The organism is Halobacillus kuroshimensis DSM 18393 (assembly GCF_000425705.1).
GTDB lineage: Bacteria > Bacillota > Bacilli > Bacillales > Halobacillaceae > Halobacillus > Halobacillus kuroshimensis.
Genome location: NZ_AUDY01000012.1, coordinates 136,353 through 161,385, shown reverse-complemented (window position 1 = coordinate 161,385; position 25,033 = coordinate 136,353). Strand labels below are relative to the sequence as shown.

The following is a 25,033-nucleotide window of genomic DNA, read 5'->3' as shown; positions in this document are numbered from 1 at the left end:
TTTATGATGAGGCTACCATCTTGAAAAAGGAGCCATGATGTATGAACTGGTTAACAAAATTCAGCTTGAAAAATACGGTCGCCATCCTGATTCTGACGGTCCTTGTGATCGCCATGGGAATCTTTGCGACGAACAAAATCAAAGTGGAAACCTTCCCGGACGTCAGCTTTCCTGTTCTGACGGTCCAGACAGTCTATCCGAACGCCTCGACGGAGGAAGTGGAGGAAAACGTGACCACCCCTCTTGAGGAAGCCCTTCTGAACATGGAGGACTATGATGCGATTACGAGTACATCTCAGGAGAACGCGTCTTTTATTACCATCACCTATCCATTCGGTGAAGATATCGAAGAAGCTCAATCAGACATCACCAATGCAATCGCCGATGTAACGACACCGGAGGATGCCGAAACCGAGGTGACCGCTCTGTCGATCAACTCGACACCAGTCTACCAGGCCGCGCTTTCCTCCGATGACCTGCAGGCGCTTCAGGCTGATGTAGAAGATACGATCGTTCCGACGCTTGAAAACCTTGAAGGTGTAGCAGGTGTCCAGGTGACGGGAAGTGAGGAGTCGAAGCTGCAGATCGAAGTGGATGAAGAAGAAGCTACCACGTACGGACTCACACTATCTTCCATCCTTGATGCTGTTGAGCAGTCCGAATACAAGCTTCCCGCCGGATCCCTCCAACAGGACGGTTTGTCCACACCGGTGGAAATCACAGGAACACTTGATGATGTGACCGCTCTTGAAGACCTCACCATTCCGGTTACATCGGCCGGTGCTCAACAGCAGCAGCCACCACAAAATGCAGGGTCTGAGGCTGCCGCAGGAGCACAAGCAAATGCAGCTGCACAGCCGGAAGCCCCTCAGGAAGTGACCCTCGGGGAAATCGCCGATATCACTCAAGTGACCGAGCGCAGCGAAGTCTCCCGCTTCAACGGGGAAGACAGTGTATTGATTGAAGTAACAAAAACCCAGGACGCCAACACAGCCGACGTTGCCGATGCGGTGAAGTCCCATTTGAATGAAGAAGTGGATGACAGCGGCTATGAGCTGTACACCGTCCTCGACCAGGGTGAAGAAGTGAACAAATCCATCTCCGCGCTGTTGAAGGAAGGCGGATTCGGTGCCTTGTTCACCGTCATCGTCATCCTGCTTTTCCTGAGAAACATCCGGGCGACGATCATCGCAATTCTGTCGCTTCCGATTTCGATTCTCGGATCGATCGCCCTGCTTGAAACATTTGATTACACCTTGAACATTATGACGCTCGGTGGTATGGCCGTCGCCGTCGGACGAATCGTCGATGACAGTATTGTCGTCATCGAGAACATCTACCGCTGGAAACAGCAGTATCCGGAAATGAAGCAGCGGGATGTCGTCTTCAAGGCGACGAAGGAAGTGCTCGGCGCTGTCGCCTCTTCCACGATTGCGACCCTGATCGTCTTCCTGCCGCTCGCCTTTGTCGGCGGTATTCTCGGCGAATTTTTCCGACCGTTCAGCCTCGCCGTTGTGTTCTCGATCACCATCTCCCTGCTGGTCGCTCTCATGCTTATCCCTGTACTCGGCAAGTTCTTCTTCAAGGACGTGAAGCACGAGGAAAAAACGAGCCGGCTGGCCACATGGTATGAGAAATTCCTAAGAGGATCCTTGAAGAAGAAAGGACTCGTCTTCACCCTTTCGTTTGTTCTGTTGTTCGGATCGTTCTCCTTCATTCCGGCACTCGGAGTATCGTTCCTGCCGAGTGAAGGCAGTGAAACGTTCGAAGTCGAACTGACCCTTCCGGATGAGACGACGTTTGAAGAAACGACAGCGCTTGCGCAGTCGATGGAAGCCACCCTTCTGGATGACGATCAGATCGACTACACGCAGGTATCCATCGGCTTTTCCAGTCAGCGGCAGCTTCCAGGCATGAATGCATCGGTTTCTGAAAACATCGCCCGCTTCTACGTCCAGCTTCAGGAGGACGTCCAAGCCGATGAAGTAATGAACGACTATGAGAAAGATCTGCTTGCCCAGGCGCAGGATGCCTACCCGGATGCTGTTGTGAATGCTGCGGAAGTCCAGCAGGATGGACCGCCATCGGGCAATACGATTGATGTGAATCTGTACAGTGATGAGAATGAAGATTTGAGAGAGGCCGCCAACCAGGTCGCCCAGCTTTTTGAACAAAACGATCAATTAAAGAATGTATCCAACGATATGGAGGATACGCAGACGAAATACGATATCTCCCTTAATGAGGATGGCAGAGAGCTTGGCGTGAGCCCGTATCAGCTGATGCAGCCGATCCGCGAACGGCTTCAGCCCCTTGATGGGGGCACGCTCACCCTCACTGAGGAATGGGAGATGGAGCTTGCCTTCGATGAAGCCTTCACAACGAAGGCAGATATCGAAACGTATACCATCATGACACAGGACGGTGCCAAAGAGCTGCAGGAAATCGCTTCGATTGAAGAAGTAGAAGTGCCGAAATCCATCAAGCACCAGGATGGTGAAACGGCAAGCACGGTCTCCGCGACGATCATCGGAGACGACACCGCTGCCGTTTCCCGTGACGTGGAGGCCGATGTCGATTCCCTCACCCTGCCGGACAGCGTGGAAGTGGATCTGACCGGAGGACTGGAAATGATCAACGAAGGCTTTGCCGACCTCGGGCTTGCCATGGCCGCTGCTGTCGGACTCGTGTTCCTTGTACTCAGCATTACGTTCGGAGGCATCCTGACACCGATTGTCATCCTGTCCTCCTTGATCTTCATCCCGATCGGCTCGCTCGCCGGCTTGTTCCTATCCGGCCAGACGTTGTCGATGAGCGCAATGATCGGAATGCTGATGCTGATCGGAATCGTCGTCACCAACGCCGTCGTGCTGCTTGACCGTGTTGAAAGCAACCGCCGCGAAGGACACGAGCTCACAGAAGCGATCGTCGAAGCGTCCCGTACGCGTCTCCGGCCGATTCTCATGACCGCCCTGGCCACGATTTTCGCTCTCGTGCCGCTCGCCCTTTCGAACTCGGCTTCCGGGCTGATTTCCAAAGGACTTGCGATTACGGTCATCGGTGGACTGACGACATCGACGCTGCTCACCTTGATTTTTGTACCGGTCTTCTATTATGCGGTTGGGAAGTTCCGGAGAATGGAATAGATGATGGAACCCGCAGGCCTTTGAGGTCTGCGGGTTCTTTTATCATGTGGCTTATTTTGCTTAAACTTCGATAATTTCGTTCGTTATTAAATCATAATTTTTTTACTAAAAACTTTATAAAGAGTATCTAAGTATGAAAAAATGACCAAATAAATAGATACAAAGGAGATCTGGAGCTATCGGTGGAATCGCCGTTGGTGACGTGCATCACTTTGGCACCTGCTGGTGGTGGAATTCTATACAAGGTGGTTTTGTAATGAGCGATAAAAGAGACAATTCCAATGAAATCAACATGAGTAAAAAACGATTTTATGTAGTGTTCGGTGGCACGATTGCTGTCGTTATTCCCCTTTATGCCATAGTTTCTCAGGGTATCGAAAGACTGTTTTAATAAAAGAGTGCTCTTTGGTAGTACACCCCGGAAGTTAGAACGAAAAATCTAACTTCCGGGATGTTTTCTATGGCAGGATAGGGAATTACAGTAACGAAGACAACTTAGAAGGTTTTCTTCCGGAAGCAGAAACAGGTGAAAGCATCGAATCTCCGCCAGCAAAAAAAGCGATGTAAGGATAACCCCCGCTACCTTTTTTAATAAGGAGCGGGGAATACTTTTTATCTCATCCAAAGAACTTTAATGGGATTTAATTCCATTATAAGCAGCCTATGATACACTAAGATTACCGAAGTCGATGATGGAACCCAGCCACTGGAGGCCCGCTTATGAAAGAAAAATACTTGATACCCATCCTGATCTTTTTCGTCTTAGGATCCGCTGCAATTAGTCGTATCCATTCGCTCAGCCAAACATTTAAATCGTTCTTTTACGGTACCGCTTTAGTCGTTCTCCTTGTGATAGGGATGATACGCACCTATCACTATTTCAAATCCTGATGGTAAGGAGTTGATCGTAAATGAAGCTGCTTAGGATCGGTGGAGGTGGGCTCAAAATGGCCATTCTTTATATCATTCTTACCCTCCTGTCCCCTTTCATCCTCCATCTGACCGGGAGGCGAAATGTCCTGTCCGATCCTGAATGGATGGGCGGAAATCTTTGGTTCATTGAAGTAAATGAACATGAAATGTATGCAACAGCAACAGCGACGGGAATCAGCCTTTCCTTTCTTCTTGGAGTTGTTTTGTATATCCTCCTATCCTTTTTCTTTTCCTTTAGAAAAAAGAAGCGGAACGTCATTCCTTCATAAAAAAAGAAGAGCACCTGTGCCGATCGACACAGGTGCTCTTGTCATGACAGCTTCATCCTTACGTACGTCCGGTCATCGTAGGAGATATGTGGGGACTGCACCCCTTTGGTGGATTGGAAAACCCGATGGCACAACGGATCTTCCTCAAGAGTCTCCGCCAGTCGTTGTTCTGTTTTTTCAAGGGTTGGAAGTAATGAAGGATATCCGTCACTGGCCAGAACCAACTCCTCCACCCCCTCCGCCGGAACAATTTTGATGTCGCTTTTGTTCATCGGAAAGCCGTCGGCAACCGTGTAAGCGAGCGGTGATTCCGACGGCAGGTTTTGATAGAGGTACTGCTGTTTTTGAAACGGTGCAAGATCACGGGCGCTGAGGTCGCGCTCCACAAGGTCCTCGACTGAATAAGATTGGAGATAGCGGTCCAGAAGCTGGACGCGCATGTCAGCAAGGAGCTGGTCCACCAGTTTTTCATTCGTCTCCACCCGGCCGTCCAGCATACACTGACAGTCACCGATCATCCATACTTCCATGTGATGCTTTGAATAAAGAATCAGGTTCGCTCCCATCCGTTTGTGAGGATGGACTGTGACTTCTTCAACAAGCTGGTGCTCAACGTAATAGGCGTTCAAAGCAGCTTCTAATTGCTCTGCCGCTTCTTCCATGGAAACGTCCGCCTGAAAATGCCGGATGGTCTCCACGATCTGCTTCACAGCGATTCTTGCCGGAGAGACGCCCCCGTATAAATCCTTTTCTTTTGGCGTCATCCCATCTATGACGGCGGCAAAGTCATCCGTCACCATATAAGCGTCTTCATTGTTTTCTTCCCTCCCTGTTTTGGACAGGGTCAGTGCTTCTACCATCTCCATGTGGCCACTCTCCTTCTACTACTTGGATTTCCTGCCGTACACAAAGTACAGCGCCACGGATGAAATCACCATCAATACGACCGAATAGACGAGCATAAGCGCCTTTGCATCCGTGGACGCCTGCGGATCGGTACTACTTTTGATGACGATGCCTAAAGGTTCAAGCAGCGGCTGGAACAGGAATACCGTCAAATCATAATCTGCCAGCATGTTGTTGAAGTTCAACACCATAACCGCAAGCGTGGACGGAAGGATGACGGGAAGCAGGATTCTACGGAACGTATACATAGAAGAAGCTCCTAAATTTTTTGCTGCTTCTTCAAGGGAATGATCGATGGTGAAGAACGCCGCCTTCAGCATGCGCAGAGTGAACGGAAGCTGGACGATGATATAAGCGACCAGCAGCATCCATACCGATCCGGTCAGCACCTGGTTTCCGAGCAGGCTGTTCGGTTTATCATACGTAAGAATCAGACCGAGCGCAATCAATGTTGATGGCAGCAGCCAGGGAATCATCATCGAATATTCCAACAGCTGGGTGTAGATGTTCTTATGCCGCTGCAGAATCCGGGAAACGAGCAGTGTGATCATCACCACGATGAAAGCGGACGCCGCCGAATACGCGATACTGATGAAGTACGGGCGGAAAGCGGAAAAGTCCGTAAACAGCAGCAGATAATTGTCCAAGGTGAAATGGTCGAGAGCCAGTGTCGCATTTTCGATGCTGAACGTATCGGTAAAGGAAAAAATGATGATCAGCACAACAGGCAGCGCATAAATGACGAATAACAGATAGGCAGCGATATGAACAAGCGCATTGGCCCATTTGTTTTCGATCTTCTGCTTTTTGATTGTCGACTTCACCTTCGATACGGAAATGAAATTGCCGTTGTTCTCCATCCGCTGCATGAACATAAGCAGCACCATCGTCGCAATACCAAGAACAATGGAGAGGATGGCCGCGATATCCCGGGAGGTGACGCTTTTGGCAAAGGTCAGGATCATCGGGTTGATCGTCTGAAACTCCTGTCCGCCGACAATCAATGGAGCGGACGTCGCACTCAATCCAATCAGAAAGATGAGGATGGTCACGGCAAATATTGTCGGTTTTAAGGCAGGAAGCACCACTCTCCGGATAATATAAAAATCGGAGGCTCCCATGCTTTTTGCTGCTTCAATCGTCTGATAATCCACCTTTTTGATCGCGTTCGACAGGAAAATGACGTGGTTGGAGGTGATCGCGAACGTCATGACGAAAAGAACCGCCCCATACCCCGTAAACCACCCTGTATCAAAGCCCGGGAAGATTCCCGCCAGCAGGTTGGTCAAAAATCCCTGCTCCCCGTAAAGGAATTTATAGCCGGCCACAAGCACCACACCACTGTAGATGAGCGTCGTGTAGTATCCGAGCGAAAGCACCCGGATGCCTTTGATATCAAAGTAATTCATCACAAGGACGAGGAAAATCCCGACGATGTTCACCGTCATGACAAGCGAAACCGCCAGCAGGAAGCTGTTGATCAGACTCTGCACGGCCCGGCTGGAGCTCACCAGCTTATTGACCGCCTCCAGAGACAGCGATCCGTCAATGATGAAGGTCGTTTTCAACAGGTTCACATTCGGATAGATCAGAAAAGAGACGATGAACCACGCAAAGAACAAAGCGATGAGCAGGCCGGCGAGTTTGGTTGAAGCCGCCCCCTTCCATTTATTGATCCACTGCATAGCTGTGTCTCTCCCGATAAGTCATCACATCATGGATATCGATATAAATATCCACTTCGTCCCCAATGTTGTGAGGGGCTCTTCCATCTTCCCTCTCAATATTCTTTATAACGGTGCCGTTAACGAGAAACGAGTATTTCGTATACACGCCGTAGAATTCCGCATCCTCCACCCGGCCTGTCAGTTTGAGGACAGACGCTTCCTTTCCGCCCTGCCACTGACGGGTATGAACCCGTTCCATCCGGACATAGTGACGGTCATGTTCCAGATAACCGCCGCCCATCTGCTCATTCAGCTCTTTGACGACAGGAGTCTCCAGGCGGTTGATGTCGCCGATGAAATTGCAGACGAACTCGGTTTCGGAGTGGCTGTAAATTTCCTTGGGTGTTCCGACCTGCTCTACGACACCCTTATTGAAAACGGCAATCCGGTCCGAAAGCGTGAGCGCCTCCTCCTGATCATGCGTCACATAAATGGCGGTGATCCCGAACTGTTTCTGCAGATTTTTCAACTCTCTCCTCAACTGGACACGCAGGCGGGCGTCGAGGTTGGACAAGGGTTCATCCAGCACGAGGATACGGGGCTTAAGGACGAGCGCTCTCGCAATCGCCACCCGCTGCTGCTGCCCACCGGATAGCTCGGACACCTTCTTTTTCAGCTGTTCTTCACTGAGGTCGACCTTGGCCGCCATATCGCGGACCTCCCGATCGATCTCCTGCTTCGGCACTTTCTTCACCTTCAAGCCAAAGGCGATATTTTCATAGACATCAAGCGTCGGAAACAAGGCATAGCTTTGGAAGACCATGCTGACTTCCCGTTTTTCTACAGGCAGCGATGTAATGTTCTCGCCGTTCAGGAAAATCTCGCCTTGTGACGGATGGACAAAGCCGACGAGACTGCGCAGCGTCGTCGTTTTCCCGCACCCGGACGGACCGAGAAGGGTGAAAAATTCCCTTTCGCGCACGTTCAGGTTCAAATTCTTTACTGCTACGAAATCTCCATAGTTGATCTGCACATTTTTGAATTCAATCACAATCGCTTATCCTCTCTCTATAAAATTCCCTCACTCATGGAAAGAGGAACAGCCCAAGTATTGGACTGTCCCCCATGCTATTCCTTCTTAAGGAAGCAGCTGCAGTTCAACCTTTTCGACCCATTGATCTATGTTTTCTGAAACGAATCCCCAGTCAATATCCTGAACAGTCACGGACTCAGCAAGCTCCTTCGTCGCTTCATCTGCATATTCCAAGGCTCCTTCATTCGCCGGCAGGGTGGAGAATTCCTCCGTCCACTTTCCTTGGACTTCACTGCTGCCGAACCAATCGACGAACGCTTCCGCCGTGTCCTGCTGTTCTGTACCTTCTACAATGGCCACCTGCTCAACGACGTGTGGAACGCCCACTTCCGGCGTGGCATACGCTACATCCACACCGAACTCTTCCTCTTTCGGCACGATGCCGCTCGACCAGATGCCTGAAATCGGTACACTTCCATCAGCGACCTTCGCGAAAAAGTCTTCCCCTTCTGCCGGGTGGTAGCCGTTCGTTAAGTATTTTTCAAGCTCGTCCCAGCCTTCCTGGGAAATCCCGTACTCGCCGTTCTCATCCTTATAGCGGTTCAAGATGCCAGCGATGATCGCCCGGCCGGTTCCACCTTCATGACCCAGGATGGCATACTGTCCGTGGTACTCCTCGTTGTTCCAAAGCTCCGGCCAGTCTGCCGGCGCAGAGGAAGCGTCATAGTTCTCCGTATTGTAAATCATAAGAATCGCCTGTTTGACGATGGAATGATAGTAGCCTTCCGGGTCATTGATGTCACCCTGGATCTCTCCTGCCCAGGATGGAACGTACTCAGCAAGCATGTCCTGCTTTTTGAAATTTTCATAGTCCATCGTGGACAAGCCGTAAACGACGTCGGCGACCGGGTTGTTCTTTTCTGCGACAAGACGATTGGCGATATCTCCGCCGCCACCCTCAACGATTTCAATATCAAAGCCCTGTTCAGACGCCTGTTCCTTCAGCCAGTCGCCACGCCCGTCAGAAGCGGAGTTCGTATAGACCACCAGCGGCTCCTTCGCCGACTCCCCTTCCGCTGCCGATTCCTCTGTTCCTCCACACTCCGCAAGAAGCGTCGTCAAAGCCAAGCCTGTCGTCAACATCATGTTCTTTAATTTCATCTCATCCATCTCCTTAAGTATCCATATGAAATAAAAGCGGTCCTTCCTTGTTTTCGTCCTTCCTCTCGTTTTTGGAACGTGTCAATTTTGATTCTAGAACCAAAAACCCCTGCGGTAAATACCAAAAACAACTTCTTTACATACTCTTAGCAATCCATTTACAAACAAAAAACACCCGCTGCAAAAAATGCAGCGGGTGCCTGGTATGGTTTATCGATTCAATTTTCCATCGATGTACGGAACGAGAAGAGACGGCCAGTCGGTTTGAATCATGTCGACACCCTTATCGATCAGTCTGCCCCAGCCGTGCTCAGGGCCGTGGATCAATGACGTGTTGTCATCCAGACCAGCATACAATATTTTTTCATCATCGAGGGTAATGGCATTCGCCCAGACGAACAAGCCGGCGTCATGCACCCGGCGGATGACAGCATCGTCAAACAGCGGGTGGTCCTCAGAATCTGCAATCAGCTCGATGCCGACAAGATTGATGCCGGGACTGCTCATGACCACCTCCAGCTCTTCCACCGTCTGAACAATCGGCATGTACATGTATTTCCGCTCATGGTTCTGCAGCTGCCCGAGATAATCGCGGTGGACAGGACTCTTCAAAATGAGCTGATCCATCATGTCATAGCCATCCAGCAGCGGCAGAAGCTCTGCCCAGTCCTGCCAGGAGCGGTCGATGTTCAGGAGCGTATCCCCTTTCAGAAAGCGCAGGCCGTCATCCAGACTCTCGACCCGATAGCTCACAGGCAGCGAAAGGCTGTTGTAATACGTCATGGCGGCCACCGCCTCCGTCGTCATCTCTCTTATATTCTGATCCACGCCGAAAAGACGCTTTTCCTCACCATCATGGAAAAGATAAAAATCCCCATCAGCTGTCCTGGAGACGTCGATTTCCAACGCGTCACTCCGCAGACGGAGCGCAGCCTGAAAGGCCGGAATCGTATTCTCAATGATGTTTCCTCCAGGCAGCCCTCTATGTACCGCTGTAAGCACCTGCTTTTCCTCCAGCTTCCGGCTCAGCAGCCCGTTGATGTGCTGATACTCCTTTTTTCCTGCCACAAAACCCCTCCTCCATCGTCTTACTATTTTCACGGATAAATATATACATGATATTGGAACGTGTCAATACTGAAATCCCATGTTATATTAGAAAAAGATACATACGGATACACCGCAGTAATGGAGGTTTGTAAGAGTGACAACAATTAAAGATATCGCTAGAAAAGCCGGCGTTTCACACGGGACGGTTTCAAACGTATTGAACAAAAGAGGCAATGTGAGTGTAAAAAAAATCAAGATGGTGGAAGAGGCGGCCCGCGCCCTCGGTTATAACCTGAACCGGAAAGCCCATACGCTGCGCTCAGGGACGAACCATGCCGTTTCCCTTATCCTGCCGAGCCTCGAGCAGACGGAGTATGTCCAATTTTATGAAGGCGTAAAAAAAGCCTTACGTGAACAGGGCTACTCCGTCCACCTGTATATCACCTATGACCTCCCCCACTATGAGGAAAAGATTCTTGAGGAAATCGCCGCCGAACGGGCGACAGGGGTTCTGGCCGTTTCCTGCCTTGATGATGCCCGTACCTATTATGAAAAACTGCACATTCCGGAAGATCACGTCGTGTTCATCAACCGCCAGGTCCGGAACAGCCGGGCGTCTGTATCGTTTGACTTCACCGAGGCGGGCAGAGATATCGCCGCCTACATTTTAGATCAGGGCTTTGAGTCCGTCGGTCTGTTTACAGGGGAGGAAAAACACTCCAATGAGCGCAGCTTTACAGACGTGCTGGCGAGAGACCTCAGTTTTCTTCCGACCCGTATTGAACGGACAACGTTGCAGCAGGCGCATAGCGCGGCGTTTTCCTTTTTCAAGGACCAGTCCTTCGATGTTCTCGTAACAAGCAGCCCGAACTTTGCCGATCACTTACGGAAGGCGCACACGTTCGGGTCACTACATCCTATGCCCGCACTGATTACCCTGGACCCGTCCACACGTGGAGCGGGGGCGGATACAGTTTCTTATCTCCAAAACTATCAGCTTCTCGGAAAAAAGACGGCCGGCTGGCTGCTGGATCATGTCCATGATGTGAAGACGATGGAGCCTCACGTAATTCTTTCAAATAAAGGGTTTGTAGATACGGAGGTTACGGCATCTAAAAACGATTCCGATACGATCAAGCTGCTGACCCTGCCCAGTCCGACTACAGATGCTCTGCAGAAGATCCTGCCCCATTTCCAGAAGCAGACCGGGATCCATGTCGAGGTGGATATCCAGTCGTTCGACCAGATGTACGAGGAGTTAATGTCCAAATCGCAGGAGAGGGATCATGACTTGATCCGTCTCGATATGGCCTGGCTTCCTTGGCTCGGGGAAGAACTGTTCACCCCCCTTCAAGGGCTGGATGGAGAAATCGACGACAGACTCGCGTCACTGCCCAAGTATTTGAAGCGCAACTATTCAGAAGTGAACGGCCAGGCGCTCGTCCTTCCTTTTGATCCAAGCCTGCAGATGCTCTTTTACCGGAAGGATTTATTTGAGGACCCGAAAATCAAGCGGATGTTTTATGAAACGTATAAAAAACAGCTGACGATTCCGGAAGACTTCGAGTCGATGAATGAGATCGTCCATTTCTTCTCTCGCGCAGCTTACAGCGATTCACCGATCGAATACGGGACAGGGATGATCTTAGGCAAGCCTTCAATCATGGCGCTCGATTTCCTCGCCCGCTATTACGAGCGAGGCGGACGCCTCGTCCAGGAGAATCATTTGATGCTCGATCCAGCTAAAGCAGAAGCGGCGCTGGAGAACTACTTGGAAACGGTGAAAATGGCTAAGCCGTTCCTGAACCAGTGGTGGACCGAGGAGGTAAGCAGTTTCGCCCGCGGCGAGATGGCGATGATCATAGGATTTATCAACCATGCTTCGAAAATTTCCCTGAGTGAAGTCGGTCCGCTGGTCGGTTCCGCCCTCCCGCCAGGAGGCTCTCCGATTTTAGGCGGCGGTGTTATCGGTCTTTCCAAGCAGAGTAGAAAAACCGACGCGGCTCTCACCTTTTTGAAATGGATCCATGAAGATTCCGTCGCCGAACAGATCACGATGCTCGGAGGTACGACAGCAAAGCTTGAAGTGTGCGACAACCAGACCATTCACTCACTGTACCCGTGGCTGTCCAATTCGTATGATACGAAGTTCAAAGGGATCCGGGAGAAGCAGTTCAAAGACGGCTCCTATTTCAATACGAAAGCGGTCGAAGAAATTATCGGGACGTCCCTGCAGCGTTCCCTCAGTCAAAAACACGCGGTTTCCGACATCATTGCGGAAATCAACGCCAAGCTCGAAAACTATGCGGATACTTTTGTCCGATCATAACTGAAGAAAAGAAACGCCCTGCTTTTACACGGAAGCAGGGCGTTTCTGATTGGTTCTCCTCAACGTTCATACTTTGTTCAATATTTCACAAAGTTTCCTTCGTTACTAGTGCTATGATGAATATGTAAGGAAGATCTTCTCCACATACCATTTCATTATTCATTGAATATAAGGGGGAAACGCATATGAAAGCTGTTGTAGTCAATCCACATGCGAAAGCAAATGTTGAGGTTATCGAAAAGGATGTCCGTCCACTGCAATCCGGGGAAGCCCTCGTCGATGTGGAATACTGCGGGGTCTGCCATACGGACCTGCACGTCGCTGCTGGTGATTTCGGTGATGTCGAAGGGCGTGTTCTTGGGCATGAATGCATCGGCGTTGTTTCACAAATCGCTGATGATGTCACAAGCTTGAAGGTCGGCGACCGGGTGAGCATCGCCTGGATGTTCCATGCCTGCGGGCGCTGCGAATACTGCACGACCGGACGGGAAACGTTCTGCCGGAATGTCCAGAACGCCGGTTACAGCGTCGACGGCGGTATGGCCGAGCAGTGCATCGTGACAGCTGATTATGCGGTAAAAGTACCCGACGGACTCGATCCGGCTCAGGCGAGCAGCATCACCTGCGCCGGCGTGACGACGTATAAAGCGATCAAAGTATCTGATGTGAAAGCCGGTCAGTGGATCGCCATCTACGGCTGCGGCGGCTTGGGCAACCTTGCTATCCAGTATGCCAAGCACGTCTTCAACGCCAAAGTGATTGCGGTCGATATCAATGACGATAAGCTCGCCCTCGCCAAAGAGATCGGCGCCGACATGACAATCAATCCAACAACGGACGGAGATGCAGAGAAAATCATCCAGGAACAGCTCGGCGGTGCGCACGCCTCTGTCGTTACGGCGGTTTCTAAAAAAGCCTTCAACTCTGCTGTCGATGCTGTCCGCGCCTGTGGTAAAGTCGTAGCGGTCGGACTGCCGTCTGAAACGATGGATTTGAACATTCCAAGACTCGTCCTTGATGGCATTGAAGTGATCGGCTCTCTCGTCGGTACGCGTAAGGATTTAGAAGAGGCTTTCCAATTCGGAGCCGAAGGAAAAGTCGTTCCTGTCGTGCAGACACGCCACCTTCACGAAGTTCAGGACGTCTTCGAGGAAATGGAACAAGGTAAAATCCAAGGCCGAATGGTGATCGATTTCCATCAGCACGCATGATAAAAACCGCCCCTGCCTGCTCCGGCACGGGCGGTTTCTTTATGTCGTCTACTTTCTTTTTTCCATAAAGGTATGAATCACGATATACAAAAAGATCAGCCCTAAAGGAAGGAACGCCTCAACCATCAGACTCGTATCGGCCTGGACGCCTGCTGCTTCCAGGAGCAAAGGCGGCACATAGTAGACCAGCGCCACAAAAACCAAGAAGAAGCTTTTCCACTTCCATGCGAGCGCCACAAGGGTCAGAGCGGATAAAACGAGGATGACCCATTCCGCTGTCGGTCCAGCCGTCCATACAGCCGGTATCGAAAGCATTTGATCCATGAAAATCAATCCCATGAACAACAGCATGAACCCGCCACTGATAACCGCATAGAAGGTGAATTCCTTTTTCTTCGTCGGACGCTTAGAGGATACGTAGCGGAAGGACAAAATTATGGCTCCTAAATAAAGCAGGGCGATGACAGGATAGCCGATCAGTTCGAGAAGCGAATACGACAACTCCCCTTCCAAAGCATCTCCAAGCAGTAGGAAGGCGACGATACCGAGGATAAACCCCTGGATCCACCCGGCGATCTGTTTCTTATCCAAAGGCATCTCCCCCGCCAGTTCCTTCATATACTTTTCCGGAGACTTTCCGGTGATATGCTCCGTGCTTTTTCCTTCTTGTTCAGCTTCAAGGAGATGATCCTCAAGCTCTTCTGTAATCTCCTCCACCTCGGCTTCATTCCTGCCACTCGTAAGCAGATACAGCCTTAGATGATCGACAAATTCCCGGCTTTCCTCTGATAAAGTCATATACGCTCTTCCCCTTCCAGTAAATTCTCCACGCCACCGGAAATGCTTTTCCATCGGATTTTAAAGGCTTCCAGTTCGTGTCGGCCTTCTTCGGTAATGGCGTAGTATTTCCGCTGCGGGCCGCCGGACGGATGCTTTTTCTTCGTCGTGGTGACCAGCCCTTCTTTTTTCATCCGGAGAAGCAGCGGGTAAATGCTCCCCTCCTTGACCATGGAAAAGCCATAGCCGTTCAGTTTTTCGATCATTTCATAGCCGTAGGTCTCCCCTTTTCCGATAATGGCGAGCAGACAGCCTTCAAGAATTCCTTTCAACATTTGGCTCGACGACATCCAGACGTTCCCCTCTCCAGCATCCTTGCATTGCAAGGTAGTTAGGCAAAAAATAAAAATGTTCTATATTGTTATGCAAGTTAGTTTAAGCTTAATGGTTCAACCCACTTATTTCAAGGATATTTGTAAAAATTTCCTCAAAACACTTTTATACAACCTTCACAGGTACTACTCTAAGAATGGAAGGAGTTTCAGAAATGATATGGGTAACGTGATTCTTCGATTGCTTAGTGTTGGAATGGTGGAAATACCTTTTATTTTGTATTATGACTATCTGCCTGAGGAAACGATAGCCTTAAACTACTATTTTCTAGGCTTTTGTGCTGTCTATATGTGCTCCGAAGCCTTTGATCCCTTTGGCAAAAGAACGCACTGGATCCACATCTTTCAGATCAGTGCGCTCATCATTCTGACGACCGGGATGCTCCGAAACTTCGATTTTGTAACAAACACCATGTGGAAGGGCGTATTTCTTATAACGTATAGTGCCTATATTGTATTTAAAATGATCGAGGTTATTATGATAAGAAAAAAGCAGAAGGAAGATTATTCTTCGAAGTAAAAGCAGAACAGATGCGTCCTCTTCCTGTTCTGCTTTCAAACGTTCTCAATACTCTTCTATAATATTATCCTTTTCGAAACTTTGATCATCCACTTTCAATCCGGCATGAGGGATTTCGAGATCATTTTTCAAGATATCCATTAACTCATCCACTCTTCTTTGATCGCCCTCTTCCGCTTCCCGATCAAGCCAGACGATGATGGACGGAGAAGCTTCCAGTTCACGAATCTCCGGCAGGTCTACTTCACCCTGAAATTTTCGGTCAATCCCTTCATCGTATGAAACCGTGACCATCCCAATAGGAGTAAACCTCTGTTCTATATCGTCAATGATCATGTCATACAATTGATCTTCGTAATATCTGACCGCATAGTCGTCGACCATCCTTCCCGTACTTCTATCTTCATAGACTAAAAAGCTCACGTCGTTATCGTTATTCGTTACCTTGGCGGCGTACTCAAATCCAGCGAAGTTTCCCATGTTATCGTACAGCGTATCGAAGATTTCCATTTGACCGGAATACGTCTCTTCCAAGTAATCGGCTGCTTTTTCCTTCACCTTTTCTTCTTCTGATGAATCTGGTGTCATATCGATAATAAAGATAACGATCATGATCCCGATACAGGCTGCAATAGAACCAATCGTGATTAGAATCCATTTCCCCGCTTTATTCATAAGTCTCCTCCTGCCCCTCTGGATTACTCATGTGTAAATTTTACCATATTAAGGAATTTGGTGTGCCGGAATTTTGAGTAAGACCTATTCCATAAAAAAGAACCCCTCTACCCATTACACAGAATATGACTTCATGTGCATTTATACCCAGCCAAACCAACTCGTTCCCTTGCACTTTTCGTAAGATACTATTAAAGTATATACTGGTTGAAATTCATTCAATATGGTAATGGATATAGATAGCGTCGCTTTTTAGCTTTGGGAATCAAACTTCTCATAAAGAAAGGGTTCAGATATATTATGAAAGATAATTTTTGGCATGAGCTGCCCCGGCCATTTTTCATTCTAGCGCCGATGGAAGCCGTGACAGATGTTGTGTTCCGTCATGTGGTGACGGAAGCGGCACGACCTGATGTGTTTTTCACTGAATTTACAAATACAGAAAGCTACTGCCATCCGAAAGGGAAGGACAGCGTGCGCGGCCGCCTGACGTTCACAGAGGATGAACAGCCGATTGTCGCCCACATTTGGGGAGATAAACCCGAATACTTCCGCGAGATGAGTATCGGCATGGCGGAGATGGGCTACCGTGGGATTGATATCAACATGGGCTGCCCGGTTCAGAACGTAGCTGGAAACGGAAAGGGCTCCGGCCTGATCCGCCGTCCGGAAGTGGCTGCTGAAATCATTGATGCAGCGAAAGCCGGCGGACTGCCTGTCAGCGTGAAGACCCGTCTTGGTTACACAAACCTCGACGAATGGCGTCCATGGCTGAAGCACCTGCTGGAACAGGACATCGTCAACCTGTCCATCCACCTTCGTACGAAGAAGGAAATGAGTAACTTCGATGCCCACTGGGAGCTGATCCCTGATATTGTGGCGCTTCGCGATGAAGTGGCCCCGAACACGCTGATCACGATCAACGGAGACATCCCTGACCGTCAAAAGGGACTGGAGCTCGTTGAAAAATACGGCGTCGACGGCATCATGATCGGACGCGGTGTGTTCCACAATCCGTTCTGCTTCGAAGTGGAGAAGAAGGAACACACAAGTGATGAACTGCTTGATCTTCTACGTCTGCAGCTGGATCTTCACGACAAGTACTCTGAAGAGCTGGAGCCGCGTCTTTTCAAACCGCTCCGCCGCTTCTTCAAAATTTATGTCCGCGGCTTCCGTGGAGCCGGTGAGCTGAGAAATCAGCTGATGGGCACCCATTCCACGGATGAAGTGCGTGCGCTGCTTGATGAGTTCGAGGAAAAAGGCGGCATAAAGGAAGAAGAAGGATTCACGATTTCTTAATCAGACGAAAGAGGAGAGCCTTACAGGTTCTCCTCTTTTATTATTTGGCTTATTCAACTAATGCCTCCAATCCTTGAAGACTTAGTCGTGAGAAATCCCACCTTTTGCTATCCTTCATTTTTATAACGTTCCTCATTGAAGAAGTTTGATATGATTAACATCAATATTCCTATTACAATCATTGGGATAGATGCAGACCTTAGCAAACTTGGAGTACCTTCAATTCCTATAATTTCACTAAATGCAAATCCCGCAGCAAAAATCCATAACCCTAAATAAGCCAGCCATTTCCCCGTTGTGGTTTGCCTCTTTGAAAACATCTGCATTCCCTCTCTCAGCTATTGTGAGTTACACTTCATTTTTCTTTAAGTGATTTGACGAATGAATCAATAAGATGTAAATGAATCATACCAAGTATGCAGTTTTATGGAAAAATCACCCATATTAATTGCATGCTTAATCTTCCCGCCACCGAGTCTTGCACAACCCTGGCCTATTTTCAGTTTAAAAAAAGCGATTATATTTTCAATAATCGCCCCGTTTTTATAAAACTCCATTACAAGATACATTTATAAACGACAACAAACATCCCCCACTTAGTTTTACACAGAAAGGAAAAGGATACTGGATATATAAAAGGAGGTAAATGAGTGGAAGTATTAGCTGTCGTTTTAGTTATGATTGGTATAATAGCTGTCCGAGTGATCAGCTTTTTTTATCCAGATTGGAAAGCTGTTAAAGGGGAGTACTTGTCAGAACGTAAACATCTTGGATACAGTGTGTTAGGCATTGGTCTATTACTTGTAATGTTTATACTGAGTCAATTCATTCTAAGAATATAGGACAATGGCTTTTATTGAACAAACGTCCCTGTTACAGGGAGAATAGAATTCGCGATACTTCCATCGCTGCGGTACTCCATTCTATAGGATAGATACGAGCACATCGACTAACAGTGGTGCCAAAAGTAAAAGTCCGGCAATGCCGACTACAATTATAACCGGCGTTGTGAATGGACTGGGTTCATTTAATTTATCAAGCTTTTCATTCATTTTCTTCAATTCATGTAAGGTTTCTTTTTCATTCTCTTCAGACATACGATCACCCGTCAGCTTAAGACTTAAATTAGAGGTAAATATTGGATAAACAGTTCTTAACTTTCTATTTTATAACTTTATACATAATGACATGGGGACCAATTGGATGGTAATCAAAAACTTCTCCAAAAGGCTTAAAGTCCAGCCTTTCATAATATTTATGGACAGAAGTTCTTCCTTTACACCAAAGAAAGTCAGCTTTACGTTCTTTCAAATCCCTCTCAGCGAAATTCACTACCTCCCTCCCCGCTCCCATACATCTAAACTCTTCCACAGTAGCCATAGCCCTTAATCTATATTGATGAGAACTTTTAAATTCAGGATGGGATTCAAGATAAAAAGAAGCTACACTTATCAAACCTTTATCACTAAACGCCCCGATATGGAAAGCATCATCGTCATGATCTGTATGATATTGACATGCCTCGAACGGTTGATGTGGTCTAAGTATTTTGTGTCGGAGATTATAAGTTTGTTCTGCTTTTATCCTTTGTACTTTCAGCTTGATCTCCCCCAGTTAACAGTTGAGTTATACATTCTGGCTTTGGTAAAAGAGACGTTTTCCTTTGCTACAGTAAATCCGACGTAACAGGAAGGTTTGGTTTCAAGATGTTCATTACTTATTCCTTGTTCAGAAATAATTTATATAAATGATAAGTTGTGCCCAAAACCGCTAAAACAATAGTAAGGATTAGTAAAGCCGTGTTATCTACAGATATACCGTTATCATTTACTAACACAAAAGTCACTAACCCCCAAAGAGCAAGTAAACTTATGAATCTATTGGCAAACTCAGACTTTAGCAACTTCTTCTACCTCCCCATATGTAGAGAATGAGCAACTTCTAAACCAATTCCAATTATTTCAAATAATTATTTTCAACTCAAGTTTATACGAAATACATCTAAAAAGAATATCTGGAATCAGGCTCTTCAAATAACCTGACCCTTAAAGAATCGATTGCTCATATTGAAAAAACGCTTCTTTTAGGGTCAGTTTCAAGACATTATATTTTGGCTTTTAAAAACGGAGGATGTTTAGTAAAGACAAATGAAACGAATAGTCCAACAGCAGAAAAAATAGCTGAGTTGATACCTTCAAACCCACTCAGAGTAAAGGTTTTATAAATAGACCAAGCTGTAATTACACTTATAATAAAGGCAGGTATATAATGTTTGATATGTTTGATATGTTTATCATTTTTAACTTTTACCGATAAATATAAGAGTTGGAAAAGAAGAACCGTTAAGAGTACCACCTTAATGTTCATTTTCTTTCCCCCTCTCAATAGGATAACCTTCAATGTTTTGTTTGTTGGCTATAGAAATATTGAACAGTTTATGTTGGATTCCAGTATTCATAACGTTCCAACACCTCCATTTTAGAAGTACGATAGTTATCCTCGTTCACCTATATTGAGATTCCTCATATTACTCATACGATACTTCTCCGATTTAGTTTCAAAATACCCAATATAAGGAAGTTAAGTCTTCAAGATTAGCAAAGAACCAGTGGTGTTAGAACATTAGACACTTACCAATATTGAACCCCCATCAGCATCAACGGCTTGTAAGCATTCGATGCTGATGGGGGTTCAAAGGTCAATTTCATTAGTTAAAGATGCAAAACAATTAACATATGATTCTAATATCCATAATTATGAAATTGCGCTCGCTAAAATCTACTCCAGTGTTAGTTTTTCTGTTTGCTGTGGACGGCCCCATTGAATTTCTACTTGTATAGGTTCACCTGTTTCAGGCGTGCAGCCTGAACATTGAGAAGATATCGTCACTGTTCTTTTATCTAATTTTTCCCATGTTTGAATGGTTTCTTCTTCGCTGATCGTAATTTTTAAGTTTTTCAATTCTTCATCTTTCTTGTAATGGAACGTAAATTCTCCATATTCTGTATCAGGTCCGTTATCTGCCAAGTATTCTCCCTCCCAGTTGCTGGATTCACCTGACAACATAATACTTTCATTTGCACACCCAGCTAAGACTAACGTAACTATAAACAAATATAATATTATTTTTTTCAAGGTCTGTACCTCCATTGCTATCACTGTAAATGAATATTGGTTGTTATGATTCGATTCTCAAGTTGCAGAACCTCTTTATCTTTTGTATAGAATCATGAACTAAAATTCTTAGGTGTTAGAGAAGAGGATTGTATAATCCAGGCCACTAACAGAGTCTTCGTAAAAAATCGGGACTCTAAGCCCCGACCTCCATACAAATGGGGTCACACGGATAAGTCTTCCTCGTAAAGAACATTTCCCTCTTGATCAAGTGCCCTCACTGATGGCATGGTCATCTTCCTGATCGGTAAAATACAAAACCATTTTCGCGTTCCCAAAGTCTGTCACATCCGCGACTTCCCTAGACGAGCTGTGTCCAGCTTCAATCACTTCTTCCACAGATTGATGCTGACAACCCGTGAGCGGAATAAATATAAAGGCTGATAATAGGACATTGGATTTCAAACGTTGATGCCTCCCTGAATCTTATGTATGAAACTCTCCAAACCGTATCATCAAGATTCATAGGCGTGAAGGGCTGGGTTCGGATCATCGTATAAGCATTGTTTGATGTTGGGAATTTATTGAAACGAAAAAGATAATCGTCCGTATACGTAGTAAGGAGGCTGAAGGATGTTCATTACAGGTGTAATATTGATTCCGATTTTCGTCTATTTTCTTGTCATTTTGTTTACGTTTGCGTGGGGAAAAACAGGAAGAACCGAACAGGGAAAGAAAGTCCTCAACAAGTCGATGGCCACCGCCGCTCCTATTCTGCCGATTGGCTGGCTGCTGCTCGAGAGTTATCACTCCATCATCCAGAGCCTCACCCTGTCTATATACCGCGACACGATGTGGGTGTTGATCATGCTGACGTTCATCGTCGTTGGAGCAAGCATTTTACGTAGGAAAAAGTCCGCTGTTCCTGCGTAATCAAAAGAAAAAGCAGGCGGTCATTTTTACATAAGAAGAGTATTGAAAAGAAATTCTACCCATTGTAGTTAACGAAGGAGATTTGCCCTTATGCTGACCATTAGTCTGAAAGAATTTAAAAACCTATTTCAAAGCATACGTTCCATCATAATCATCTGCATCCTCTTTGGAGTCACCTTAGGAGCCGCCAAAATAGTCAGTAATTTTCAAGGTCAGCTTGATCAACTAGGTCTGGGTAACAATGCATATGCCACTGGAGCTATGATCATTGTGCTCCTTGCCGGACCGCTTTTCGTTTTAAGCTTATCGCATAATGTGATCAATCAAGAGCTCAGTTCCAGAACAATAAGGTTTATAGCTACTAAAACGACGAGGTTTAACTTTGTAACAGGTAAAATGCTGGGCGTTACCCTTTTTTGGATCACCTGCTTACTCATAGCTTTCCTCCTTATCATTCCGTTTTCCAAAGCATTCTTTTTCCTGGAATTCGCTCAAACCTTTATTTTCATCTTATATTTCGTCGGTCTGTCGATTCTGTTATCGACGCTGATTCCTAAACCTTCCTTAACCATGTTTATAGGGGTTAGCAGTGCTGTCGCTTTTACTGTGCTGGGGTTCTGGAGCATGGCAACCGATAACATTTTTCTAAAAATATTCAGCTTTATTACTCCTTATTTCTACTATAGTCATGCGGAGGCGTATATGGCGTTTCCTGTCCTTTTGTTCCCGATTATATTTCTAGCTATCAGCCTATTTGTTTTTAAGAGGAGAGATTTGTAATGTACGCGGTTGAAACCTACCAATTGTCGAAAGTCTATGGAGATAAAAAAGTCGTAAATGAAATCAACTTACAGGTGAAAAAGGGAAGTATCTTCGGTTTTTTAGGTAAAAACGGAGCCGGTAAATCTACTTTTATTAATATGATAACCGGATTAACCAACCCTACTTCAGGTTCTTATACTCTCCTGCCAGACCAAGGGTCCAGTGCAGATAAATTACGCAGCAGGATCGGGGTATTACCTGACTACTCGACGTTTTACGATGATTTAACAGCCCTGGGACACTTGAAATACTTCAGCAGAATATTAGGACTGAAGGTAAGCAAAAGCCACATGGAAGACTTATTAAAAAAAGTGGGACTGGAGGATGCAATCAACCAAAAAGCGAAGAAGTTCTCATTCGGTATGAAAAAGAAACTCGGTCTTGCGCAGGCTTTAATCAATGAACCCGACCTGCTTTTTTTAGATGAGCCGACTTCAGGTGTCGATGCGAACGCCATTCTGAATATCCACGAAATCATTCAAGATATTGCGGCCCAGGGAACCACCATCTTTCTAACCTCTCATAATCTCGATGAGGTAGAAAAGTTATGTGATGAAATCGCGATTATGGATCAAGGAACGATAAAAACTCAGGGAACTATGGCACAGTTAAGGCACGATTATCAAAGTAACATCACGGTCCATATCAAACATAGTGAAATACAGGCTGATGTGGAAACATCTCTCAACCAAGAGCTTAAAGCCTATGGTTCAGATGTTGAAGTATCCAGTAAACATACGGACCTTGTCGTATCAAGTGAGCAGACCATTGCTGCAATCAACAGGCTTTACTTAAAAAAGGATATTGATATATTCAGAATAGAAGTTAATGAACCTACATTGGAAGAGATATTCTTAAGCACAGGTGAAAATAAACAAAGTGCTTAATTTTCCGCCAGAAGACCGGCCGATGTGTGACGCCTTCAGGGCCGGCATCCAACGATAAACAAAACGTGATATCCCATCAAAGATAGATATTTGTCCATAAAAAAGAGGTGGAGAAAATTCTCCACCTCTTCATTCAAAACATCCCCGGGTTAATCATTTCCGGAATATAGAACGCGACACTCGGAATAAATGCGACGACGAGCAGGACAATGACGACGACCGTAATATACGGAACGACAGCCTTAAACGACCGTTCAATCGGCAGTTTTCCGATTTTCGCTGCCAACAGCAGACACAGCCCATACGGTGGTGTCACCAGGCCGACGGCGAGCGTCATAATTGTTATGATCCCTAGCAGGACAGGGCTGATATCAAACGTCAGCGCCACTGGAAGCACAACAGGAATGAACAGGATCATCGCTGGTATCGCATCCATGAACGTACCGACGAACAGGAAGAAAGCGATGACGATCAGCAGGAAGACCCACTTGCTGTCGATGTTATTGGCAAAGAACTGCTCGGCCCACATGGACAACTGGTAGTAGCTCATCAATTCTCCGAGGGCGTTGGCAGCCGCCAGAGCGAACAGGGACAAGGAACTCAATGTGAGCGTATCGACTAAGATTTTCGGGAAGTCCTTCAGCTTCAACGTCTTATAATAGAACATCCCGACGATGACCGTATAGATGGAAGCGAACGCAGCCGCTTCGGTCGCTGTGAAAATCCCTGTGATGATTCCGCCAATCAGAATGACCGGCGTCATCAGTGCAGGAATAGCGTCGAGAAACTGTTTCATGAAATTGGACATCGATGCTTTCTGATACGTCGGATACCCGCGTTTCAGCGCCAGTATGTAGACGATGACCATCATGCTGATCCCGATAAGCACGCCTGGAATGATCCCGACAAGGAACAAAGCTCCGACCGACACGTTCGTCAGCCCTGCATAAATGATCATCGGAATACTTGGCGGGATGATGACTCCGATTGTTGAGGAGGCAGCGGTCACACCGACTGCGGTCCCTGTGTCATACCCCTGCTTTTTCATATTCGGAATCAAAATTTTTCCGACACCCGCAGTATCCGCCTGGGATGCTCCGGAAACACCGGCGAACAGCATCGATACTAGAATATTGGCGTGGGCAAGTCCTCCGCGGATGTGGCCGACCATCGACAGCGAAAAGTCGATGAGCTTCTGCGAGATCTGGCCGCTGTTCATCAAGTTCGCGGCGAGAATAAATAACGGAACCGCCAGCAGCACGAAGGAATCGAGTCCGTTCAGCATTTTGACAGGGACGGTGACTTCAGGAATGTAAGGCACGTTGATGATCCCGGTCATGGCAACGATTCCGATGACAAAGGCGATCGGAATGCCAATGATCATCAACAGGACGAACAATAAGACTAAGATAGGACCAATCATTCTGCCACCTCCTCTGTGCTGAAGTTTTTAACGTTGCGGATGATATGGGCAAGCGTGTAGATGGCCATCGTACCACCCATGATCGGAACAGATATCCAGACGTAGCCCATTTTCACCTGTGGAAGGGAGACCCAGTTGTAGTTCCAGAAGTTCTGGCACGCTTCGATGCCGTAATAGAAAATCGCAATACTGAATACGAGTAGAATAAGATCATTAAGCAGATAAAGGCTGTTTTTCCCCTTTCCTTTCAGCTTCTTCAACAGGAAGTCGAATTGGAAATGCTCTCTTCTGTTCAACATGACAGCTGCTCCCATAAAGACGGACCAAATGAATGAATACGTGGCGACTTCTTCTGTCCAGACAGCGGAAACGCCCATGAACCGGGTGGCCACCTGGATGATGATGGTGACGAAAAAGGTGATCAGAAACAGAACGCCGACGGTCAGCTGAATTCTTTCTAACCATTTAATCAATGTCAGAACCTCC

26 protein-coding genes are annotated in these 25,033 nt (G+C 47.0%); 12 read left to right on the top strand and 14 right to left on the bottom strand.

The window, feature by feature from the left end; translation table 11 throughout:
- Positions 1–41: 41 nt before the first annotated feature.
- From H615_RS0115375 to H615_RS0115360, 4 genes are all read left to right on the top strand, one after another.
- Positions 42–3,146 carry an efflux RND transporter permease subunit gene (locus H615_RS0115375; protein WP_027955979.1) on the top strand — a complete coding sequence of 1,035 codons (3,105 nt, stop codon included), beginning with the start codon at positions 42–44 and terminating at the stop codon, positions 3,144–3,146.
- A gap of 256 nt (positions 3,147–3,402) precedes the next feature.
- Positions 3,403–3,537, top strand: coding sequence for a hypothetical protein (locus H615_RS22840; RefSeq protein ID WP_272917318.1), 135 nt, complete (start codon positions 3,403–3,405; stop codon positions 3,535–3,537).
- A 329-nt stretch (positions 3,538–3,866) separates the two neighbouring features.
- On the top strand, positions 3,867–4,037 hold the full coding sequence (locus H615_RS22375; RefSeq protein WP_156896506.1) for a hypothetical protein: 171 nt from the start codon (positions 3,867–3,869) through the stop codon (positions 4,035–4,037).
- Between the two features lie 20 nt (positions 4,038–4,057).
- The gene (locus tag H615_RS0115360) at positions 4,058–4,348 is read left to right on the top strand and encodes a hypothetical protein (protein WP_027955978.1); all 291 of its coding nucleotides are present in this window, start codon (positions 4,058–4,060) and stop codon (positions 4,346–4,348) included.
- 41 nt (positions 4,349–4,389) lie between these two features.
- Here H615_RS0115360 and H615_RS0115355 read toward each other — a convergent pair whose 3' ends face one another.
- The 5 genes from H615_RS0115355 to H615_RS0115335 form a co-directional block, all read right to left on the bottom strand.
- The gene (locus H615_RS0115355; protein ID WP_027955977.1) at positions 4,390–5,214 is read right to left on the bottom strand and encodes a protein phosphatase 2C domain-containing protein; all 825 of its coding nucleotides are present in this window, start codon (positions 5,212–5,214) and stop codon (positions 4,390–4,392) included.
- A gap of 18 nt (positions 5,215–5,232) precedes the next feature.
- A complete protein-coding gene (locus H615_RS0115350) occupies positions 5,233–6,939 on the bottom strand; it encodes an ABC transporter permease (RefSeq protein ID WP_051254733.1) in 1,707 nt (568 codons plus the stop codon).
- On the bottom strand, positions 6,923–7,972 hold the full coding sequence (locus H615_RS0115345) for an ABC transporter ATP-binding protein (RefSeq protein WP_027955975.1): 1,050 nt from the start codon (positions 7,970–7,972) through the stop codon (positions 6,923–6,925). Before H615_RS0115345 ends, H615_RS0115350 begins: the two co-directional genes overlap by 17 nt.
- A gap of 87 nt (positions 7,973–8,059) precedes the next feature.
- A complete protein-coding gene (locus H615_RS0115340; protein ID WP_027955974.1) occupies positions 8,060–9,115 on the bottom strand; it encodes an extracellular solute-binding protein in 1,056 nt (351 codons plus the stop codon).
- A 210-nt stretch (positions 9,116–9,325) separates the two neighbouring features.
- Entirely contained in the window at positions 9,326–10,183 is an 858-nt protein-coding gene (locus H615_RS0115335; RefSeq protein WP_051254732.1) for a glycerophosphodiester phosphodiesterase family protein, read from the bottom strand.
- 136 nt (positions 10,184–10,319) lie between these two features.
- Here H615_RS0115335 and H615_RS0115330 point away from each other — a divergent pair, with 136 nt between their 5' ends.
- Both H615_RS0115330 and adhP read left to right on the top strand, forming a co-directional pair.
- Entirely contained in the window at positions 10,320–12,494 is a 2,175-nt protein-coding gene (locus tag H615_RS0115330) for an extracellular solute-binding protein (protein ID WP_027955972.1), read from the top strand.
- Between the two features lie 185 nt (positions 12,495–12,679).
- Positions 12,680–13,705, top strand: a complete 1,026-nt coding sequence (gene adhP / locus H615_RS0115325) for an alcohol dehydrogenase AdhP (protein ID WP_027955971.1) — start codon at positions 12,680–12,682, stop codon at positions 13,703–13,705.
- 48 nt (positions 13,706–13,753) lie between these two features.
- On the opposite strand, the gene H615_RS0115320 is transcribed toward adhP, so the two are convergent.
- Entirely contained in the window at positions 13,754–14,503 is a 750-nt protein-coding gene (locus tag H615_RS0115320) for an HAAS domain-containing protein (RefSeq protein WP_027955970.1), read from the bottom strand.
- Complete coding sequence (locus H615_RS0115315) at positions 14,500–14,832, bottom strand: PadR family transcriptional regulator (protein ID WP_027955969.1); 333 nt, start codon at positions 14,830–14,832, stop codon at positions 14,500–14,502. Before H615_RS0115315 ends, H615_RS0115320 begins: the two co-directional genes overlap by 4 nt.
- A gap of 202 nt (positions 14,833–15,034) precedes the next feature.
- Between H615_RS0115315 and H615_RS0115310 the strand changes: the two genes are divergently transcribed.
- Positions 15,035–15,394 carry a hypothetical protein gene (locus H615_RS0115310; protein ID WP_027955968.1) on the top strand — a complete coding sequence of 120 codons (360 nt, stop codon included), beginning with the start codon at positions 15,035–15,037 and terminating at the stop codon, positions 15,392–15,394.
- A gap of 45 nt (positions 15,395–15,439) precedes the next feature.
- Here the strand turns inward: H615_RS0115310 and H615_RS21860 are convergent, their stop codons facing one another.
- Positions 15,440–16,069, bottom strand: a complete 630-nt coding sequence (locus H615_RS21860; RefSeq protein WP_051254731.1) for a hypothetical protein — start codon at positions 16,067–16,069, stop codon at positions 15,440–15,442.
- Between the two features lie 300 nt (positions 16,070–16,369).
- On the opposite strand from H615_RS21860, the gene H615_RS0115300 reads away from it, so the two are divergent.
- The gene (locus tag H615_RS0115300; RefSeq protein ID WP_027955967.1) at positions 16,370–17,368 is read left to right on the top strand and encodes a tRNA dihydrouridine synthase; all 999 of its coding nucleotides are present in this window, start codon (positions 16,370–16,372) and stop codon (positions 17,366–17,368) included.
- Positions 17,369–18,018: 650 nt separating this feature from the next.
- Positions 18,019–18,210: a hypothetical protein gene (locus H615_RS0115285; RefSeq protein ID WP_027955965.1), complete on the top strand. Its 192-nt coding sequence runs from the start codon at positions 18,019–18,021 to the stop codon at positions 18,208–18,210.
- 319 nt (positions 18,211–18,529) lie between these two features.
- On the opposite strand, the gene H615_RS0115275 is transcribed toward H615_RS0115285, so the two are convergent.
- The 4 genes from H615_RS0115275 to H615_RS0115250 all read right to left on the bottom strand — a co-directional run bounded on the left by H615_RS0115275 (position 18,530) and on the right by H615_RS0115250 (position 20,947).
- Positions 18,530–18,916, bottom strand: a complete 387-nt coding sequence (locus H615_RS0115275; protein WP_244877766.1) for a GNAT family N-acetyltransferase — start codon at positions 18,914–18,916, stop codon at positions 18,530–18,532.
- Between the two features lie 555 nt (positions 18,917–19,471).
- Complete coding sequence (locus tag H615_RS0115265) at positions 19,472–19,735, bottom strand: hypothetical protein (RefSeq protein WP_027955962.1); 264 nt, start codon at positions 19,733–19,735, stop codon at positions 19,472–19,474.
- Between the two features lie 411 nt (positions 19,736–20,146).
- Entirely contained in the window at positions 20,147–20,503 is a 357-nt protein-coding gene (locus H615_RS0115255) for a membrane lipoprotein lipid attachment site-containing protein (RefSeq protein ID WP_156896504.1), read from the bottom strand.
- A 246-nt stretch (positions 20,504–20,749) separates the two neighbouring features.
- Positions 20,750–20,947, bottom strand: coding sequence for a hypothetical protein (locus H615_RS0115250; RefSeq protein ID WP_027955960.1), 198 nt, complete (start codon positions 20,945–20,947; stop codon positions 20,750–20,752).
- 168 nt (positions 20,948–21,115) lie between these two features.
- On the opposite strand from H615_RS0115250, the gene H615_RS0115245 reads away from it, so the two are divergent.
- The 3 genes from H615_RS0115245 to H615_RS0115235 all read left to right on the top strand — a co-directional run bounded on the left by H615_RS0115245 (position 21,116) and on the right by H615_RS0115235 (position 23,124).
- Positions 21,116–21,415, top strand: coding sequence for a hypothetical protein (locus tag H615_RS0115245; RefSeq protein WP_027955959.1), 300 nt, complete (start codon positions 21,116–21,118; stop codon positions 21,413–21,415).
- A 90-nt stretch (positions 21,416–21,505) separates the two neighbouring features.
- Positions 21,506–22,195: an ABC-2 transporter permease gene (locus tag H615_RS0115240; RefSeq protein ID WP_027955958.1), complete on the top strand. Its 690-nt coding sequence runs from the start codon at positions 21,506–21,508 to the stop codon at positions 22,193–22,195.
- On the top strand, positions 22,195–23,124 hold the full coding sequence (locus H615_RS0115235) for an ABC transporter ATP-binding protein (protein WP_027955957.1): 930 nt from the start codon (positions 22,195–22,197) through the stop codon (positions 23,122–23,124). The genes H615_RS0115240 and H615_RS0115235 overlap by 1 nt, the downstream gene beginning before the upstream one ends.
- 133 nt (positions 23,125–23,257) lie before the next feature.
- Here the strand turns inward: H615_RS0115235 and H615_RS0115230 are convergent, their stop codons facing one another.
- Positions 23,258–24,547, bottom strand: a complete 1,290-nt coding sequence (locus tag H615_RS0115230; protein WP_027955956.1) for a TRAP transporter large permease — start codon at positions 24,545–24,547, stop codon at positions 23,258–23,260.
- Complete coding sequence (locus tag H615_RS0115225) at positions 24,544–25,020, bottom strand: TRAP transporter small permease (protein ID WP_027955955.1); 477 nt, start codon at positions 25,018–25,020, stop codon at positions 24,544–24,546. The genes H615_RS0115230 and H615_RS0115225 overlap by 4 nt, the downstream gene beginning before the upstream one ends.
- Positions 25,021–25,033 lie beyond the last annotated feature (13 nt).

What these genes read in the sequence shown, in the direction of transcription:
- H615_RS0115310 (WP_027955968.1), top strand. Translation starts at nt 15,035, where the DNA reads ATGGGTAACGTGATTCTTCGATTGCTTAGTGTTGGAATGGTGGAAATA.
- H615_RS0115265 (WP_027955962.1), bottom strand. Translation starts at nt 19,735, where the DNA reads ATGAACATTAAGGTGGTACTCTTAACGGTTCTTCTTTTCCAACTCTTA.
- H615_RS0115340 (WP_027955974.1), bottom strand. Translation starts at nt 9,115, where the DNA reads ATGAAATTAAAGAACATGATGTTGACGACAGGCTTGGCTTTGACGACG.
- H615_RS0115235 (WP_027955957.1), top strand. Translation starts at nt 22,195, where the DNA reads ATGTACGCGGTTGAAACCTACCAATTGTCGAAAGTCTATGGAGATAAA.
- H615_RS0115245 (WP_027955959.1), top strand. Translation starts at nt 21,116, where the DNA reads ATGTTCATTACAGGTGTAATATTGATTCCGATTTTCGTCTATTTTCTT.
- H615_RS0115300 (WP_027955967.1), top strand. Translation starts at nt 16,370, where the DNA reads ATGAAAGATAATTTTTGGCATGAGCTGCCCCGGCCATTTTTCATTCTA.
- H615_RS0115355 (WP_027955977.1), bottom strand. Translation starts at nt 5,214, where the DNA reads ATGGAGATGGTAGAAGCACTGACCCTGTCCAAAACAGGGAGGGAAGAA.
- H615_RS0115360 (WP_027955978.1), top strand. Translation starts at nt 4,058, where the DNA reads ATGAAGCTGCTTAGGATCGGTGGAGGTGGGCTCAAAATGGCCATTCTT.
- H615_RS0115350 (WP_051254733.1), bottom strand. Translation starts at nt 6,939, where the DNA reads ATGCAGTGGATCAATAAATGGAAGGGGGCGGCTTCAACCAAACTCGCC.
- adhP (WP_027955971.1), top strand. Translation starts at nt 12,680, where the DNA reads ATGAAAGCTGTTGTAGTCAATCCACATGCGAAAGCAAATGTTGAGGTT.
- H615_RS0115320 (WP_027955970.1), bottom strand. Translation starts at nt 14,503, where the DNA reads ATGACTTTATCAGAGGAAAGCCGGGAATTTGTCGATCATCTAAGGCTG.
- H615_RS22840 (WP_272917318.1), top strand. Translation starts at nt 3,403, where the DNA reads ATGAGCGATAAAAGAGACAATTCCAATGAAATCAACATGAGTAAAAAA.
- H615_RS0115375 (WP_027955979.1), top strand. Translation starts at nt 42, where the DNA reads ATGAACTGGTTAACAAAATTCAGCTTGAAAAATACGGTCGCCATCCTG.
- H615_RS22375 (WP_156896506.1), top strand. Translation starts at nt 3,867, where the DNA reads ATGAAAGAAAAATACTTGATACCCATCCTGATCTTTTTCGTCTTAGGA.
- H615_RS0115315 (WP_027955969.1), bottom strand. Translation starts at nt 14,832, where the DNA reads ATGTCGTCGAGCCAAATGTTGAAAGGAATTCTTGAAGGCTGTCTGCTC.
- H615_RS0115230 (WP_027955956.1), bottom strand. Translation starts at nt 24,547, where the DNA reads ATGATTGGTCCTATCTTAGTCTTATTGTTCGTCCTGTTGATGATCATT.
- H615_RS0115240 (WP_027955958.1), top strand. Translation starts at nt 21,506, where the DNA reads ATGCTGACCATTAGTCTGAAAGAATTTAAAAACCTATTTCAAAGCATA.
- H615_RS21860 (WP_051254731.1), bottom strand. Translation starts at nt 16,069, where the DNA reads ATGAATAAAGCGGGGAAATGGATTCTAATCACGATTGGTTCTATTGCA.